The 16135-nt window shown below is 60.5% G+C and carries 13 protein-coding genes and 1 pseudogene; 2 read left to right on the top strand and 12 right to left on the bottom strand.

Going from position 1 to position 16135, the window contains the following annotated elements; translation table 11 throughout:
- Window positions 1–22: 22 nt before the first annotated feature.
- Window positions 23–416: pseudogene (locus AC1DLV_RS21035) on the top strand (hypothetical protein).
- Window positions 417–482: 66 nt separating this feature from the next.
- On the top strand, window positions 483–656 hold the full coding sequence (locus tag AC1DLV_RS21030; RefSeq protein ID WP_476801972.1) for a hypothetical protein: 174 nt from the start codon (window positions 483–485) through the stop codon (window positions 654–656).
- 849 nt (window positions 657–1505) lie between these two features.
- Here the strand turns inward: AC1DLV_RS21030 and AC1DLV_RS21025 are convergent.
- From AC1DLV_RS21025 to AC1DLV_RS20970, 12 genes are all read right to left on the bottom strand, one after another.
- A complete protein-coding gene (locus AC1DLV_RS21025; RefSeq protein WP_476801973.1) occupies window positions 1506–4673 on the bottom strand; it encodes an autotransporter outer membrane beta-barrel domain-containing protein in 3168 nt (1055 codons plus the stop codon).
- Window positions 4674–5358: 685 nt separating this feature from the next.
- Window positions 5359–6051 (bottom strand): tyrosine-type recombinase/integrase, encoded by a 693-nt coding sequence (locus AC1DLV_RS21020; protein ID WP_476801974.1) that lies wholly within the window; start codon window positions 6049–6051, stop codon window positions 5359–5361.
- 218 nt (window positions 6052–6269) lie between these two features.
- Window positions 6270–6401, bottom strand: a complete 132-nt coding sequence (locus tag AC1DLV_RS21015; protein ID WP_476801975.1) for a hypothetical protein — start codon at window positions 6399–6401, stop codon at window positions 6270–6272.
- On the bottom strand, window positions 6377–6724 hold the full coding sequence (locus AC1DLV_RS21010; protein WP_476801976.1) for a hypothetical protein: 348 nt from the start codon (window positions 6722–6724) through the stop codon (window positions 6377–6379). The genes AC1DLV_RS21015 and AC1DLV_RS21010 overlap by 25 nt, the downstream gene beginning before the upstream one ends.
- A 110-nt stretch (window positions 6725–6834) precedes the next feature.
- The gene (locus AC1DLV_RS21005; RefSeq protein WP_476801977.1) at window positions 6835–7710 is read right to left on the bottom strand and encodes an NAD(P)-dependent oxidoreductase; all 876 of its coding nucleotides are present in this window, start codon (window positions 7708–7710) and stop codon (window positions 6835–6837) included.
- Window positions 7711–7815: 105 nt separating this feature from the next.
- Window positions 7816–9945: a ThuA domain-containing protein gene (locus AC1DLV_RS21000; RefSeq protein ID WP_476801978.1), complete on the bottom strand. Its 2130-nt coding sequence runs from the start codon at window positions 9943–9945 to the stop codon at window positions 7816–7818.
- A gap of 84 nt (window positions 9946–10029) precedes the next feature.
- A complete protein-coding gene (locus AC1DLV_RS20995) occupies window positions 10030–10797 on the bottom strand; it encodes an SDR family NAD(P)-dependent oxidoreductase (RefSeq protein WP_476801979.1) in 768 nt (255 codons plus the stop codon).
- Between the two features lie 9 nt (window positions 10798–10806).
- Window positions 10807–11916: an ABC transporter ATP-binding protein gene (locus tag AC1DLV_RS20990; RefSeq protein WP_476801980.1), complete on the bottom strand. Its 1110-nt coding sequence runs from the start codon at window positions 11914–11916 to the stop codon at window positions 10807–10809.
- 3 nt (window positions 11917–11919) lie between these two features.
- Complete coding sequence (locus tag AC1DLV_RS20985; protein WP_476801981.1) at window positions 11920–12813, bottom strand: carbohydrate ABC transporter permease; 894 nt, start codon at window positions 12811–12813, stop codon at window positions 11920–11922.
- A gap of 4 nt (window positions 12814–12817) precedes the next feature.
- Entirely contained in the window at window positions 12818–13672 is an 855-nt protein-coding gene (locus AC1DLV_RS20980; RefSeq protein ID WP_476801982.1) for a carbohydrate ABC transporter permease, read from the bottom strand.
- Window positions 13673–13864: 192 nt separating this feature from the next.
- Complete coding sequence (locus tag AC1DLV_RS20975) at window positions 13865–15136, bottom strand: ABC transporter substrate-binding protein (protein ID WP_476801983.1); 1272 nt, start codon at window positions 15134–15136, stop codon at window positions 13865–13867.
- Window positions 15133–16122 (bottom strand): SMP-30/gluconolactonase/LRE family protein, encoded by a 990-nt coding sequence (locus AC1DLV_RS20970; RefSeq protein ID WP_476801984.1) that lies wholly within the window; start codon window positions 16120–16122, stop codon window positions 15133–15135. Before AC1DLV_RS20970 ends, AC1DLV_RS20975 begins: the two co-directional genes overlap by 4 nt.
- Window positions 16123–16135 lie beyond the last annotated feature (13 nt).

Genomic DNA, 16135 nt, shown 5'->3' with positions numbered 1-16135 from the left:
CCTTTCAACAAGGAGCATTTCCATGGCTATGCAGACCAACCAAAAGCAGTCCGTCGCCGCACGATGGGAAAACTACCAGCCGTCCAAAATCGACGCTCGCGTGGACATGCGTCGGCACCGCCGTCGCCACCATGATCATCGGCTTCAGCTGGGGCGGCTGGGTCACAGGCGGCACCTCGCAGACACTTGCGACGACGGCCGGCGACGTGGCGCGCGGTCAACTCGCCTCGACCATTTGCGTCGATAGGTTCAATGCAGCACCCGATGCAGCGGCAAAGCTGACCGAACTGAAGGCCAAGTCCGCCGGCTACGATAGGCAGAAGTTCGTCGAGGCCGGCGGCTGGGCAACCATGCCGGGAGAGACCACTCCTGATCGGCGCGCATCCATAGGCTGCGCCACCGCACTCGCGACCTGAGCCGGCTTCGCCGCGGCCGTACTGGCGTCCGCGGCGCACGCCCGTCAACTGCATTGATCAAGGAGCATGAGCAATGATCGCTTTGTGAAGAAGGCCGAGTTGCAGCCATTGGCCAAAGAAGATGACGGCAACCGCTTCGAGCAGATTCGCAGGGTTGCAGCGCAAATGCACAAGAAATCGGATGCGGATGACGCACGTCGCCGCGACCGCCGAAGAGCTGAGGATAGCCAGCTTATCTGACAGGCTAAATTCGGCGTTCCTTGCGCCTTTTTCGACCGCCCGCTTCTGGCCCATCTCGGACCTTGCACCGCCTTTGGTCGAATGGCCTAGATGGTTTCGACCACAGGCCGCGCCAGGCTTGGCGCGGTAAGGTCGGTAATTGGGGGGCGGTAAGCGGTCGATCCGGTGTTCGCCGGAGGACCAACGCGGCTTTCTCCAAGCGCGTCCGAAAGGATAAGATCAGCTGATTTTATCTTACAACTAGTTGGCGGACACGTGGCGGTTTGGTTCGGCGAACTTGACGAGCCGCACAGCGAAGGCCATCTGCGGGTGCTCGCGCTCGACCCCGAACTGGTCTGGCTGGCGCACGAGCACGAGCCGTGGCGACCCCGCACCATATAAGGCTTCACGCCGGCGCTCTCCGGGCGGGCGGGGCGAGCACATCAAATCTGACTGCGCCCTAGCACGATGTTTGTCATTTGGAGGCCTGCGGAGATAATTCCTTACAGCAATTTCGCGGCCGCTAGCCGTCGGTCCGCTAACGGGGCAAGGTCAACGGATAGCTGCCATTCGGCAACCGACCCCATCTCGGTCGTTCAGCTTGTCACGGTCGCTGCCCATAGCCTGTCCTACGTACAGCGACCTGATATCGGCGTGTTTTGCTGACTGACCGCTTTCGGTTGCGTGTTGGAGAAAGCAGATGTCCCGCGTCTGGCCACAAGCAGTCGAACTCGCTGCCCACGCCGGCCGGAAGCTTCAGTCTGACATGCGGCTCTATGCCTCCCAAACGCCGGTATTGGATGCGGCTACCGTTTGCCGGAGTCCAGCGCATTAATTGATGGTAATCGCTACGCGACCTGGCAACGCTCTCTACCAGTTCATCCGCAGCCCGAGCTTCCCGCCGATGCTGTATGCGTCGCCGTCGAAGGAGGTCGAGAAATCAACGTTGCCATAGAGCGAGGCCGCCGGCGTCAGCTCAAGCGTGCCACCGAGGTCGGCTTCGATCCAGGTGTCCTCCAGATTGGCAGTGAAGGGGATGAAGCCGTTCGCCGAGGAGAATGAGGTCGTGACATCGGCATCGAGGAAATTGTGCCACAGATTGACCCGGCCCCACACCGTGGCAAGGCGCACCGGCTTGTCGCCCGATGCCTCCTCGACCGTCCAGTTGCGTGCCAAGCGCGCTCCGATGCGACTGGGCAGTGAATTGGTGTCTTCGAAACGCACGTCGGCGGCGCCGTCGTTGAAGGTATCGAAGCTGATTGCCTGGTAGATCATCTGCGCCTGCGGCTCGATCTGCCAGCCGTCGCCGAAGTAGAATGGATAGCCGCCTTCCAATGAAGCGGCGAAGCCGAAACCGTTGACCTGCTGGTCGGGAAAGCCCAGGAGCGTGTTGCGCTGTGACTTCGACGTCACGTCATACCAGGTGCCCTGCACGACTCCGTCGAGATAGGCGTTGTTCTCCCAGAAACGCGTCCAGTAGCCACCCACGGTGAAGGCGTTGAAATCGTCGGAGCCGGCATCGAACGAGCGTTCCAGGAGGTTGTGGGTGACATCGACGTCGCCATGACCGAAGGCCGCATAGAGCCCGGCATGGTCGCGCGCGCCGTTGTCGTACTCCTTGCCGTAGACATCCGTGCCTAATTGCAAAGCGCCGAAGCCGTAGTCGTATTCCGGGCCGCCGCGGTAGATGCCGAGCGCATCGCCGTCTGCATGACCCCATTGACCGATCACGCGGCCCCAGGCGCCGTTGAAGTTCGGCTTCTCGCGCAGATCCACGCGACCCTTCAACTGCTCCTCCTCGCCGACGCGCTCGTGCAGAGTTCCTATAAGCTGGCGGCCGTAGATCGCCGCCATCGGTGGGATGGCGGTATAGAGCGACACCTGCGGCCGGTAGTGCGGCGTCGGTGGAACCGGCGGCGGCTCTGGTGGCTTGGGGCCGACACATTCCGGAAGCGAGGGCACGAGCGCGCAGTCGAGGGCGGAGCGCAGGAACCAGGCTTGGGCGTTGCCACCGACAATGCTGCCGCGTTCGAGTGTGTACTCGTACGGTCCCGCCACGACCGGCGCGCCCGCGACGAAAGCGCCGGGCGACGTGGTGCCGCCATTGGTCGTGTTGACCACCAAAATGCCGTCGCCGGTGGTTACCGCACCAGGACCGCCGGCATTGTTGACGACTATGGAGGTGTTGCCGGTGGCAGTGCCTCCGTCGATGACCAGCAAATCCGAAGGCGAGCCGTCGCCGGCCAGCACGGTTGTCAGTTGCAGGATGCTATGGGCGGTGTAGTTGCCGGCAACCGTCAGCGTCGCGGCGGCTCCGGCATCAGGCGCGCCCCCCGTGATGACCTTTCCGAAGTTGAAGAGGCCTGGAATGGTCTGGTCAAACCCCGCCAAATCGAGGGTTCCTACAGCCTCCACAGTATGGACCGAATTGGGACTGAAGGCCCCCTTTGCACCTGCCCGCAGGGTTCCGGCTGCAACTGTGGTCGGACCCGAATAGGTGTTGGCACCGCCAAGCACAGTCGTGCCGGTGCCGATCTGGCTGACCGCACCACTGCCGGAAATGACACCGCCGAAATCGAGTGTGTTCGAGCGGTTGAAGGCGAGCACGCCGTTGTCAGTGACATTGCCCACAATACTGCCCGTCGTGCCGCCGTTGCCAAGCTGCAGCGTGCCCGCCGAAATGGTCGTGCCGCCGGTATATGTGCTGTTGCCAGTAAGTGCCGTAGTCCCGGTTCCGGCCTGGGTCACGGTGCCGGTTCCCGAAATGACGCCCGGCAATATCATGACATTGGAGCGATCGAAGACGAGCACACTGTTGTCAATGATATCGCCGACGACAGAGCCGGTGACGCCGCCGTTGCCGAGCTGCAACGTGCCCGCCGAGATCGTCGTGGCGCCGGTATAGGTGTTGTTTGCAGTCAGCACCGTCATCCCGGTGCCTATCTGGCTGACCGCACCGCTTCCCGAGATGAGTCCGGAGAAGGTGACAACATCGGAACGGTCGAAGACCAGCCTGCCGTTGTCAGTGACATTGCCGACAATACTGCCCGTCGTACCGCCGTTGCCGAGCTGCAACGTGCCCGTCGAGATGGTCGTGCCGCCGGCATAGGTGTTGGCGCCGGTGAGGATCGTCGTGCCGGTACCGATTTGATTGACGGCTAGCGTCCCCCCGGAGATCAACGATGAGAACACATAGGCGGGATCGTTGTGATTGAAATTGACAGTTGCCGCACCGACGCCGCCAGCAACGTTGCCGACCACGAACCCCGGAGCACCGCCTACGCCGATGTTGAGCGTCCCCGAATAGCCCCTTCCCAACGTCATGGTGCTGCCGGCATTGAAGGTTCCGCCGTTGGTCAGGGTTAAGATGCCAGTGCCGGTCGAGCCGATAATCGCGCCATTGCTCGTTATCAGGGAGCCTGTCCCGTCCACGTTGACAATTCCCCTGGTGCCGCTGTTCGCTCCAGCGGTCAGGCTGCCCGTGAGAGTGACCTGGCTTGCGCTGAAAACGTTCAGCGTGCCGGTCTGCGCGTTGGTGTTGTCGCTAATTCGAAGATTGGCGGCCGCAAACGCCCCGCCATTGGTCAGGGTCATCGAACTTGTGCCTAGGGTGGCTATGAATGCGTCACCAGTGCCAAACAGGCGAGAGCCAGGGCCGTCAATGGTGACGGTGCCGCTGCTCCCCGCGTTAAGGCCGAGGACAAAAATGTGGCTCCCGAAGTTGTAAAGGCCCCCGCCTGTGAGCCTCAGCGTCCCCGAGCCGCGGAAGCCGATATCGTCGCCACTCCCCCCACTCACTGTCGTAAGCGATCCGCCCGTACCTATGGTCACAGTGCCACTGGTTCCGGCGTTCTGACCGAGGACGAGCCTGCTTGCCGTGACGCTGCTCGTGATCTGCGCGGTGCCGCCATTGTTGACGACTACATCGTTGGCCGCGGCCGGTGCGCCTGTTGGAGACCAGTTGGCGCCGACGACCCAGTTACCCGTAGTGGCGTTCCAGGTTTTGACCTGTGCTTGGGCGGACGTAGTGTGCGTCATTATTGCAAGTCCAACCGAGACCACGGCTGCACTGCGCGGCGCCAGTACCCCAGCGGCGGCCAGCATGCTCCACAAACCTGCGCCTCTCAAATCCCGATTGCCTTTGGGGCGCGAGGGAACGATCCTCCGGCGGGCAAGAGCGCGCATAGGCACCTTCTTTCTCCCCGCAAGCATTGGTAGCCTGCGGCCAAGCACCCCCGTGCCCGATGCTGCCTGCCCCTCACGTCCCCAGCAGCATCAGAGGCAATGTTGCCGTGAACCACTCGAATTCAAAAGAACAGAATCCTCCGCCGCGAGAGCGGTCTCGCGGAAATGGGCAGAGTGTTGCCGCAAAGAGACAGTGTGGCGGCCCGCGCCGGGGCCAAGTGCGTGCTGCAGACCTCGAACCACGAGACGAGTCGTGTGTTTCGCCCTGATGTCTCTTCAAATGCCCGGCAATTCTTCAATTCCCATTCCGAAGGGTCGAGATAATACTGATGATGTCCGCTTTTGGTGAATGGGCTGGATCGGAGCAATGGCCGCGATGGCGCAAAGCTGGCGGTCGCTTCGGCTGACCGCACGTCCGTTTGTATCACTCGTCCATGGAAAGCGGACGGACAGGTTCCCACCCCGAGACAGCCAGAGCAGGAACGTATTCGGCAGGCTGATGCGGTCATCCGTAGTGCATCGGGTGACTGCCCAGATGTCAGATTTCAGTTTGCTCTGCCAATAGCAGTGCGTCCTCGACATCGACACCAAGATACCGAACGGTGTTTTCTATCTTGGAGTGGCCAAGCAGGATCTGGATGGCTCGGAGATTCCCGGTCGCCTTATATATCATTGATGCCTTCGTACGACGAAGCGAGTGAGTGCCATACTCCTCAGGACGCAGGCCAATCGCCGTAACCCATTCGTCAACCAGACGGGCGTACTGCCTCGTGCTCATGTGGTGGGCGCGATTGATCCGGCTTGGGAATGCGTAGTCATCGAACGTGCCTCCACGCCTTTCGAGCCAAGCCATAAGGCTGGCTCTTACGTCGCTGGTGATCTCGAACTGGGCCGGCCGCCCCGTCTTTTTCTGAACGATGATCGCACGGGTCCTAATTTCCGGCCCCGCGGCCAGATCGCGGATCTTGATCTTGATCAGGTCGCGGCCGCGAAGCTTGGCTGCATGCCATAATACTCGCGGTAGATTACCAGCCCCCGCGCGGCAGGGTTCTGCAGTCGTGCTGGAACGTGTCCTGGACGACCACCGCCCAATGGAATGCGAACGGTTTGGCGCTGCCCCAGTCACCGCTGCGGATGCGGGTCCCCAGTGCCGCGGGATCTCGAAAGGGTCGATGACGTGCTTGGCCCCGCTCCATTCGGTGAAGAACTGCCCTCGAGCCCAGCGTCCCAATCACCCTCGATCCACATGCGTTGCAACTAGGGACTGCCGGAGGCCCGCAGGCGATTGATGTAGTTGGGGTCGGCCGCCAGGAGATGCGGGTTGTCGACGATCTTCGAGGGTATGAAACAGCGTTAGACCGGTCTCGGGATCGCGAACGATCTTGTCGGGGCCGTTATCGACGAAATAGGACTTCAGTGCGAAATGTGACGGACCGCCGGGATTGGCCGTCATTCGCATCGGGCACTAACCCCGACCGCCGAACGCAGCGTCGCCATCAGCTTCCACATCGGATCGAGCGACCGAAACTGCCCGACCTCCTCGATATAGACGCGGGTCAGGCTGAAGCCCTGATACGCCATCGCGTCCTTCTCGCTCTCGAGATAGGCAAACCACAGCCGGGCACCGTTGGCGAGCTGGAAGTAGCTACCGTGCTCCTTCCACTCGGCGACGTTCCATAGATGTTCATTGCAGCCAGCTGGGTGTCCTTGAGATCGGTGCGCCGGCGGCGGACCATCAGGCCGAGCGCGTTCGGGCCGTTCTCGATGGCGTGGTACCAGAAGTCGAGAAGCGAGCCGATCGTCTTTGCACCACCCCGCGCGCCGCCGAACAGGATGATATCTGCCGGACAAGTGATAAAATCCCACTGCCGCTGGGTCGGCACGATGCGGATCTCGACCGGCATATCATGGCCTCCGCACTTGCTGCTCCCATTCGGATAGCGGTATCATATTACCGCTATCCGCGCGCGGTCGCCACAGGATCGAAGTTAGTCTACCCGCTAGCCTCAAGGGACTAGGTCGAACTCCTCTCGAGGCGCGCCAGGAGGCTAGATGTATCCCAGCGGTTCCCGCCCATTGCCTGAACCTCGGCATATAGCTGATCGACAAGCGCCGTCAGGGGCAGTCGTGATCCATTGGCGCGCGCTTCTTCCAGAACGATAGACATGTCTTTGCGCATCCAATCGACGGCAAAGCCGAAGTCGAACTTGCCGGCGTTCATCGTCTTGTAGCGGTTCTCCATCTGCCAGGATTGAGCCGCACCCTTCGAGATGACATCGATGACGGCTTCAATGTCCATGCCGGCCTTCTTGCCGAAATGGATGGCTTCGGCGAGCCCTTGCACGACGCCAGCGATGCAGATCTGGTTCATCATCTTTGCCAATTGGCCCGCTCCCGACGGACCGAGCCGCCGAGCCGCTTTGGCGAAGCTCATGATCACCGGCTGGGCAGCGTCGAACACCGACTGTTCACCGCCGACCATGACCGTCAGCTGGCCATTCTCCGCGCCGGCCTGCCCGCCGGACACCGGCGCGTCCAGGAACCCGAAACCGGCTGCCTGCGCCGCCGCATCGAGTTCGCGCGCGATCTCGGCGGAGGCCGTCGTATGGTCAACGAAGATGGCGCCCTTGGCCATTGTCTTGAAGGCGCCATTCTCACCTAGCGTTACCGAGCGCAGATCGTTGTCGTTGCCGACGCAGGCCAACACGATGTCTTGGCCCACAGCCGCTTCGGCCGGTGTGGCCGCGGACCGCCCACCATATTCGGAAACCCATTTCTCAGCCTTGGCCGCGGTCCGGTTGTATACCGTGACGTCATGACCCTTCGCGCTAAGGTGCCTCGCCATCGGATAGCCCATCACGCCGAGCCCGAGAAATGCTGCCTTGACCATTGTCCAGTTCCTGTTTGTGAGTTGTTCAGTGTGGCGAAACGCGTTCGGGGCTTTTCCATTTATGGTGCAGGTGGAACTCCGCTACGGAGCCGCTTCAAGACGACGTCAGCATCCCGGCCCGAGGTTGAAATCGATCAGAACCGCTTCGCTCGCGGCGATAGCGGGAACAACGATCTCGATCCGGCCATCTGCCACGCGGGTCACCGGCGTCGCTTCGGAGACCAGAAGCCGAGCAAATACGTCCGTGACGCCGTCTGGCAAGGCGACGGAGACCACTTGTTCGCCTACCGGAATGATCTCGCGGATTGGTCCCTTCATCATCATCGGGTTGGTGAGATTGACGAGGTGCACCGCCAGCTTGCCGCCGCCCTCGACCGTCGCGATGTCGATCACCCCCCTGCCCCGCACCTCGACGCGCGGCGGGTTGCCCAACGCCCAGCGCACGGCGTTTTGAATCAGGATGGCATGATCGAAGTTGAGTACGTCCCAGAAGACCTCGCCCAGGTTCCAGGGCAAATAGACGACGCGCCCGCCGCCCGGAAACTGCCGCGCGATCGCGGCCGGCGCCGTAGACGGTTCGCGCGGGTAGATTTCCTCCATCGGCAGGTCAGGAAAGGCAGGGATGAACCGGAACGGGATATCCGCCTTCACCCCATCATGCATCTTCACTGCGATCTGGTGGGTGCCCGCCATGATTCGTCGCGCATCGCCGAATCCCTGCGTGAGCGGATGATCCCGGTCGGAGAGTTCGATGTAGGTATTTTTCAACGGCCCGACTGTCTTACCGGCAACGCTCGCCCCAAACAGTTTCGCCAGCCCGAAATCCTCGCGGCGCGTACCCCACTCGTCATAGAGGGACGTCTCGAAACTCGTGACGAGACTGCCGCCGCGTTCGACGTAGCGCGATAGGCTCTCGCACTGATCCTCGGAGAGAAACGCTGCGTTCGCCGCCACAATCAGCTTGTAGCGGTCAAGCGCCGCATCGCTGAGGTCGAAGTCGGAATGCAGGTCGAACGGCAACCGCGCCTCGACCAGGGCCTGATACAGGCCGAGTTCGTGGCCTTCCGCGTCCTCAAGATCGTCGGGATGCCAACTGCGCAGGGTCGTCGAGGGATCGAGCATGGCGATTTCCGCCGTCGGGTGCATCGACACGAGATCCTTTTCGAGCCTGGCATGCAGCCGGAACGTTTCCGCAATCGGCGCGACCCAGCGGTTGTCCGCCACCTTGGCGTTGAATTTGGTGAACCACGGCCGCAGCCCGTGGGCGATGCCGTCGGTCATCCACATGCGGATTTCCTCAGGCGACTGCACGGAATCCTTCCAGCGCCATTTCTCCTCGACCGAGGTCGAGGTAATCAGTCCAATCGGCCTATCGCCCATGGCCCCGCGCATCCGTTTGCCGTCGCGCCCCGCCGACCAGATGGGAATGACGCCCGTTCGGCCTTGATGGTCGACAAACAGGATCTTGCAATAAGCTTCGACCTCGTCGAGGTCGAAGTCCAGCATCGAGGAATTGCCGATGTTGGGAATGAACCGGCCATGCGGGCGCACGCTGGCGACGACGCCGTTCCAATGGTGGATGAGATCGGTGAGCACACGGCGCGACCAGCCCAGCCAAGCCTGCCAGACGGGATCGTGCGCGTCGCGCGCCCGCGGCAACTCGTAGCCCGTCTTTGCCCTGAAGTCCTTGACGCAATGGGCGCAATAGCAGACCCCATGGCCGGACCAGCGATTTGCGAACACCGCGTCTATATCGTAGTTCGCCGCAACCTCGCGGATCACTTCGCTCATGAAGCCGCGATTATAGTCTCCCCATGCACAAGTTATGTAGGCGCCGGGAAACGACCAGTGCCTTCTCGGCTCACCGTCCGCCATTACCGAAATCCATTCAGGGTGGGAAACGGCGACATCGGCATGCACGGCGTGCGGATCGACTCGCGCCACCACATGCATGTTCCGCGCCCGCGCACCCGCCACCAGTTCGCCGAACGGGTCGCGGGCGCCGATGAACCGGCTGACATGCTGCAACGGGATCTTGCTTGGATAGTATGCGACATACCCGCCGGCTGAGAGGCAGGTTGCGTTCGATTGCGTCTCGTCGAAAATCTTCAGCCAGAAATCGAGATCGTAGGTCTGCGGATCGTCTTCGACCAACGTCAGCTGTGTCCAGCGCGTCGCGGTCTCGTACCATGTGGGCGATCGCAAGCCGCCCGTCTCCCTGATTGTCTCGTTCATCTGTGGTTCCAAATCATAGTGGCAACTGAAGCCGGGAGAGGCACATGTGGGTACATTGTGGGATACCTTGCGCCCGCGACGGCGCTACAGAAGCCCAGCGTCCACAATCATGACTTGCTTAGTGATCAGCCGAGCCTGATCAGACGAGAGGAAAACGACGGCGTCGGCAATCGCCGTCGTCGTCACGGGTTCATGGATCGGCTGACGGCGCAGGAACTCGGCTTCCTTGTCGTCGCTTACCCAAAGACGTTTCTGGCGCGGAGTGACCACGGCGCCGGGCGCCACGGCATTGCTGCGAATGCCATACTCACCAAATTTCCGGGCGAGCGTCTTCGTCAATGTGATTATGGCGCCCTTGGCAGCGGAATAGACAGGCAGATCGGGACTTCCATTGATGGCGGTGATCGAGGTCAGATTTACAATCGAACCACCGCCCTTTTCCTTCATGCCCGGAATGATGGCCTGGGCCATGAAGAAAAAGTGCCGCAGGTTGACGTTTATTGACCAGTCCCAGTCTTCGCGGGTAATCGAGCCGACCTGCTGACGCAGATCGTTGGCCGCGTTGTTGACTAGGACTGTCGGCACTCCATTTCGGCCGGAGATGTCCGAGACGATTTCATCGAATTTATCGACGTCCAGGAGGTCGGCTTCAACCATCATCGGCTTGTGGGTTGCCGAACCCAGTTCCTCTACCAGCGCTGCACCGGCATCGACGTCGATGTCAATGATAGCGACACGAGCGCCTTGGAATGCAAAATTTCGCACGATGTCGGCGCCAATTCCCGCGGCTCCGCCTGTGACGACAACGCTTTTGTCGCGCAGCGACGGATAGGTAGCAAAATGGCTGGTCATGATTTTTCTCTAATTGATGCGGACGTTGGTCTTCGCTTCAAAGAATGACACTTTGCGCATGTCCATGGAGAAGCGCACGACGTCGTCCCAACGAGGCGTATGATCGGGCGGCACCCGCACTGAGGCTTGCGTGCCGCCGATATCGAGGAGAACAATGGTCTCCGGGCCGAGCGGCTCCGTGGAGGTGACCTTGCCCACGAAATAGCCGCGGCCCTCGATGTGCTCGTCGGGGCTCGCCACCGCAACATTTTCCGCCCGGAACCCCAAGATCATGCTGGCGCCATCCTGCAGTCCGCCCAGGCACGATGACGGAACTGTCAGCGCGCCATTCCGGTCGTCGGCATTGGGCAACAACACTTGCAGTCCTCCGACCGACCGTCTTATCCGCGACGAGACCAAATTCATCGGCTGCGTCCCCATGAAGGTGGCCACAAAAGTGTTGGCCGGCGTTTCGTAGATGGTCTGTGGGTCGGAAAACTGTTGGATGAGGCCATCGTTCATCACGGCGATCTTCGTCGCCAGGGTCATGGCTTCCACCTGGTCGTGGGTCACATAGACGGTCGTCGTGCCGACCGTCCGGTGCAGCCTTTTGATCTCGACGCGCATTTCGGCGCGCAACTTGGCGTCGAGGTTGGAAAGCGGTTCGTCGAACAGGAACAAATCCGGGTTGCGGACCAATGCCCTTCCCATGGCGACGCGCTGGCGCTGCCCGCCCGACAATTGCGACGGCTTTCGGTTAAGAAGCGGCTCGATCTGCAGGAATTTCGCCACGCGGTCGACCGCCGGAGCATGTTCGGCTTTCGGAACCTTCCGAGCTTGCAGTCCAAACGTTAGGTTTTCCCGCACGCTCATGGTCGGGTAGAGGGCGTAGTTCTGGAACACCATGGCGATGTTCCGGTCCTTCGGGTGAACTTGATTGACGACACGGTTGCCGATCACGATGTCGCCGGAGGTCGACTGTTCGAGGCCGGCAATGATCGCCAGGAGCGTCGATTTCCCGCAACCGGATGGCCCGACGAGAACGATGAAATCCCCATCGCTGACATCCAGGTTTATGCCGCGCAAGACGCCGACACTGCCAAAGGTCTTGTTGATGTTGATCGCTCGCAGAACCGACATATTCTATCCCTTCACGGCGCCAGCCGTCAGGCCACGCAGAAAATAACGACCGCCAAACAGGTAGATGGCGAGTGTCGGAAGCGCCGCGATAATCACGGCGGCGGACTGAATGTTGTACTCGGGCGCCGTCTGATTGGTGCCCGAAATAGCGATCAGCGCCGCGGTGATCGGACGATTGTAGCCAGAGGTGAAGGTCGACGCATAGAGGTATTCATTCCAGGCGTGCGTGAATTCCCAGATGATCGTCACGACAATGATAGGCGGAGAAAGAGGCAGGATGATCTTCCAGAAGATCCGCCAGAAACCCGCCCCGTCGATACGCGCCGCGCGGATGATCTCGTCGGGGATCTGCACATAGAAATTCCGAAAGAACAGCGTCACGAAGCCGATGCCGAACACGACGTGGACAAGAACCAACCCCATCCAGGAATTGGATAGTTTGAGAGCCCCCAGAAGCATGCTCCATGGCAGCAACATCAATTGGCCCGGAATGAAAATACCGAACAGCATGATGCCAAACACCCATCTGTGACCGGGAAAGCGCCAGATCGATAGGGCATACCCGTTGATTGCCCCTACCGCGGTGGAGATAAGCGTGGCGGGAACAACCATCATAAAGGAGTTGATGAAATACGGGCTGATGCCGCCGGCGTTTCCGCCAATCTGCACCTCACCCCAGGCCCTGATCCAGGCATCCAGACTGAAGGATTGCGGAATACCGATAAGGGAGGTGCGGTTTATCTCCTGCAAATCCCGAAAACTGTTCACGAAAACGATCAGTAGCGGCAGAACGTATACAAGCGCCGTGATCCCGAGCAGCGTGTAGACCACTAGGTGCAAAAGACGCTGCCGTTGCTTGCTGCCAAGTTGAGATGGGTGGTACTGGGTCCTGTCCATGGGCTCAGCCTTCCTGCCTGCGGCGGAACCGCTGATAGATGTTGAACGGAATAAGGAAGATGAAGAGCGCGGACATCATCATCACCGCGCCTGCGGCGCCCTGCCCTATCTGTCCACGTGCGTAGAACACATCGAAGACGAACATTGCCGGCACCGTCGTCGCCGTGCCGGGTCCCCCGCTGGTCAAGGCGGCGACCAGTTCAAATGTCTTGATCGAGTGCTGCAGCAATATGATGAAGCACGAAATGAATATCGGCGTGATCATCGGAAAAATGACACGACGATAGATCATGCTCATGGGCGCGCCGTCGATCTGAGCCGCCTTGACGACGCTGATGTCCACCGAGCGCAAGCCGGCCAGCAGCAGGACCATAATGAACCCCGACCCTTGCCAGATAGCGGTCAGCACGACGACGTAAATCGCCTTGTCCTTCTGGACGATCCAGTCGAAGTTGAAATCCGTCCAACCAAGCCCCCGGACAAAGGCTTCGACGCCGGTGTCGGGGTTGAACAGCCAACGCCACACCGTTCCGGTGACCACGAGCGAGATCGCCATCGGATAGAGCAAAATGGAGCGAAACATCGCCTCGCCACGAATGTTCTGGTCCATCAGCACCGCCAGTCCCAGCCCGCACGCCAGAGTCAGGCTTATGAACAGCACGCTGAAAAGGAGCAGATTGGTGTAGGACAGGATCCACCGCGGATTTGCCCATAGTTTCTGGTAGGAGATCAGACCGGCAAAGTCGTAGCTGGGCATTAACGTCGAGTTGGTGAAGCTGAGATAGACGGTCCACAGGACGGACCCGATCATCAGGACCAGGGCGGCTAGAAAAGCCGGCGTGATGGCCAATTGCGGCATGATGCTGTTGATGCGGTCGCCAATGCGCGGCTTGACGCGATGAAGGGTAACGTTGCCGTCCGCAAGATCGGCACGAAATTTCGTATGGTCAACGATAGGGTTGGCAACGGTCATCTACCCCAGCTCCTTGAAATCTGAAGGCGTCGCTTGTCTTGAGCGAAGCGGGGCCGCGGAGAGCGGCCCCGCTTCGGGTTAGTGCTTGGCGGCTGCAATCGCGGCGGCGAAAAGCTTAACGCCCTCGTCTGGAGTGGTTTCCGGCGTGGCAACGAAGGTGGTGATAACCTCCTCGGCCGCACCCGAAATGGCGCCTGGTTGGGCCATGCTCTGCGCGAAGCTCATCAGCAGGCTGTCCTCGCCGTCGGCCGTCTTCAAGTCGGCGGCGGACTGCTGCTGGCATGGCGTGAAGTTGGAAAGGTCGATACCCTGGCGTGCGGGGATCGATCCCTTCTTCAAGTTGAAATCGATCTGCGTCTGCGGCTCGAAGACCATCTTCGCCACCAACTTCTGGCCCTCGATCCGGTCCGGATTGGTCTGGGTGAAGAAGCCGAAAGCGTCGGAGTTGATGGTGAAGGGGTGGCGGCCGTCGTTCTGCGGCACCGGCGCGCAGGCGAAGTCGACGCCATACTTGTAGTTGTTCGCCATGAAGTAGGAGACGGACCAGTCACCCATGATCGTGAACAGGGCCTTCTTCTGGCCGATAGCCTTCAGCGCCTCAGAATAGTGGCGGCCCGGGAAAGCCTCGTCGAAGGTCGAGGTCAGGTTGCGCAGTTCGGTGAAGACCTTGAGCATCGCATCGCCCGACAGGGTCGCTTCGTCGAGGTCGTAGAAGGCCTTCTTGTAGAAGTCCACACCGCCCACGCCAAGAGCGACGGCCTCGAACAGGGTCAGGTCCTGCCACGGACGGCCGCCGTGATGAAAGCCTTGGTAGCCGGCGGCCTGCGCCTTCGCGATGGCGGCATTCATTTCATCCCAATTCTTGGGAAACTCGAGCCCGAGTTCCTTCAACACAACCGGATTGTAGTAGACCCAGTTGATGCGGTGGATGTTCAGCGGCACGGCGACGTAATGGCCGTCATAGACCATCACGCGCTTCAGCGCGTCCGGCATCGCGGCGTCCCAATCATTCGCCTTCGCGACCTCATCGAGGTTGGCGAGATAGCCGCCGGCGGCCCATTCGGTGATGTTGGTGCCTTCGAGTTGCGAAGCGGTCGGCGCATCGCCGGCCAGAACGCGCGCCCTCAGCGTCGCCATCTGACCCGATGTCGAACCCGCCGCGGCGCTGTCTACCCATACGCCGCCAGAGGCGACAAAACGATCCTTCAGGCTTGCAAGGGCAGCAGCGGATTCACCCGAGGTCCACATATGCATGAGTTCGACCTGCGGATCGGCGAAGGCTGGCCGAACAATTGCGGAAGTGCAAAGCACTGCCGCCGCAAACAGTCCAAGATATTTTGATGTCATCATGTTCTCTCTCCAGGGGTTTGATTTACAAATATAGAATTTGTAACCACCTCCCGGTTGATCCGGGATGTTATTAGTCTTGGGTTAGGCACCACCTTATAAGGGGTTTCGGGAAGGCCTTTGACGCCCGGGGCGGCAGCGAAAATCGAACCAGCAAGCGGCTGTTTGGCGAGTTTTTCCGAATCGAGGTTCTGACGGGCCGTGGTGATGAACAGCGTATCGAGTTCCGCGCCGCCGAACGCGCAACTCGTGATCTGGGTGACCGGCAACTGGATCACGCGGTCGAGCTTGCCGTCGGGGCTCAGCCTGACGACAACGCCGCCATTATAGCGAGCGCTCCAAACAAATCCCTCGGCATCGACGGTTGCCCCGTCGGGCTTGCCCGGAGCGATGTCGACCGGCGCGAATTCGCGCCGCTCGCCGATCGTACCCTCATCGGGATTGTAGCTGAAAGACCAGATAATCCCGGACACGGTATCGCAGGCGTAGAGGCGCAACCCATCTGGACTAAAGCAGATGGAATTCGGCACCCTTAGATTATCAAGGAGTGTCGAGCGCCTAAGACCCTTGAAGTTGTACAGTTTTCCAGTCGCGTTCCGTGGCGGGTTCTTAGACATGGTGCTCAAGATGAGTCCGCCATGCCGATCGCACTTGCCGTCATTGTACCGGTGTTCATCTAGGTGAGAGTCGGGCTCAACCAGCGTTTCAAAAGAGCCGTTGACTATATCAAGCAGGCCAAGGCCGGCTTCCGTCGCGGTGAGTAGGCGACCGTCGGTCGCGGGCACGATCGCGCTGACCCAGCCGTCAAATGAGAAGGTCTCGGCCTCCCGAGGAAAAGTCACATCCAAGCAATGCACGTTGCCTGCCGCGATGTCGACATACGCCAGCTTGCCGCTGTGCGAACACCACAGCGCGCTCTCGGCCAACTGATAGGTCGCTGGAAACAGCACATCTGCCGAACGATCCGCGGCGATCACGTCGAACTCCATGGCATGGGTGGGA

The sequence above is a fragment of the Aminobacter sp. 01T433 genome (assembly GCF_056398585.1).
Note: the sequence above shows the minus strand (reverse complement) of the source record. Positions and strands in the feature narration are given on the sequence as shown.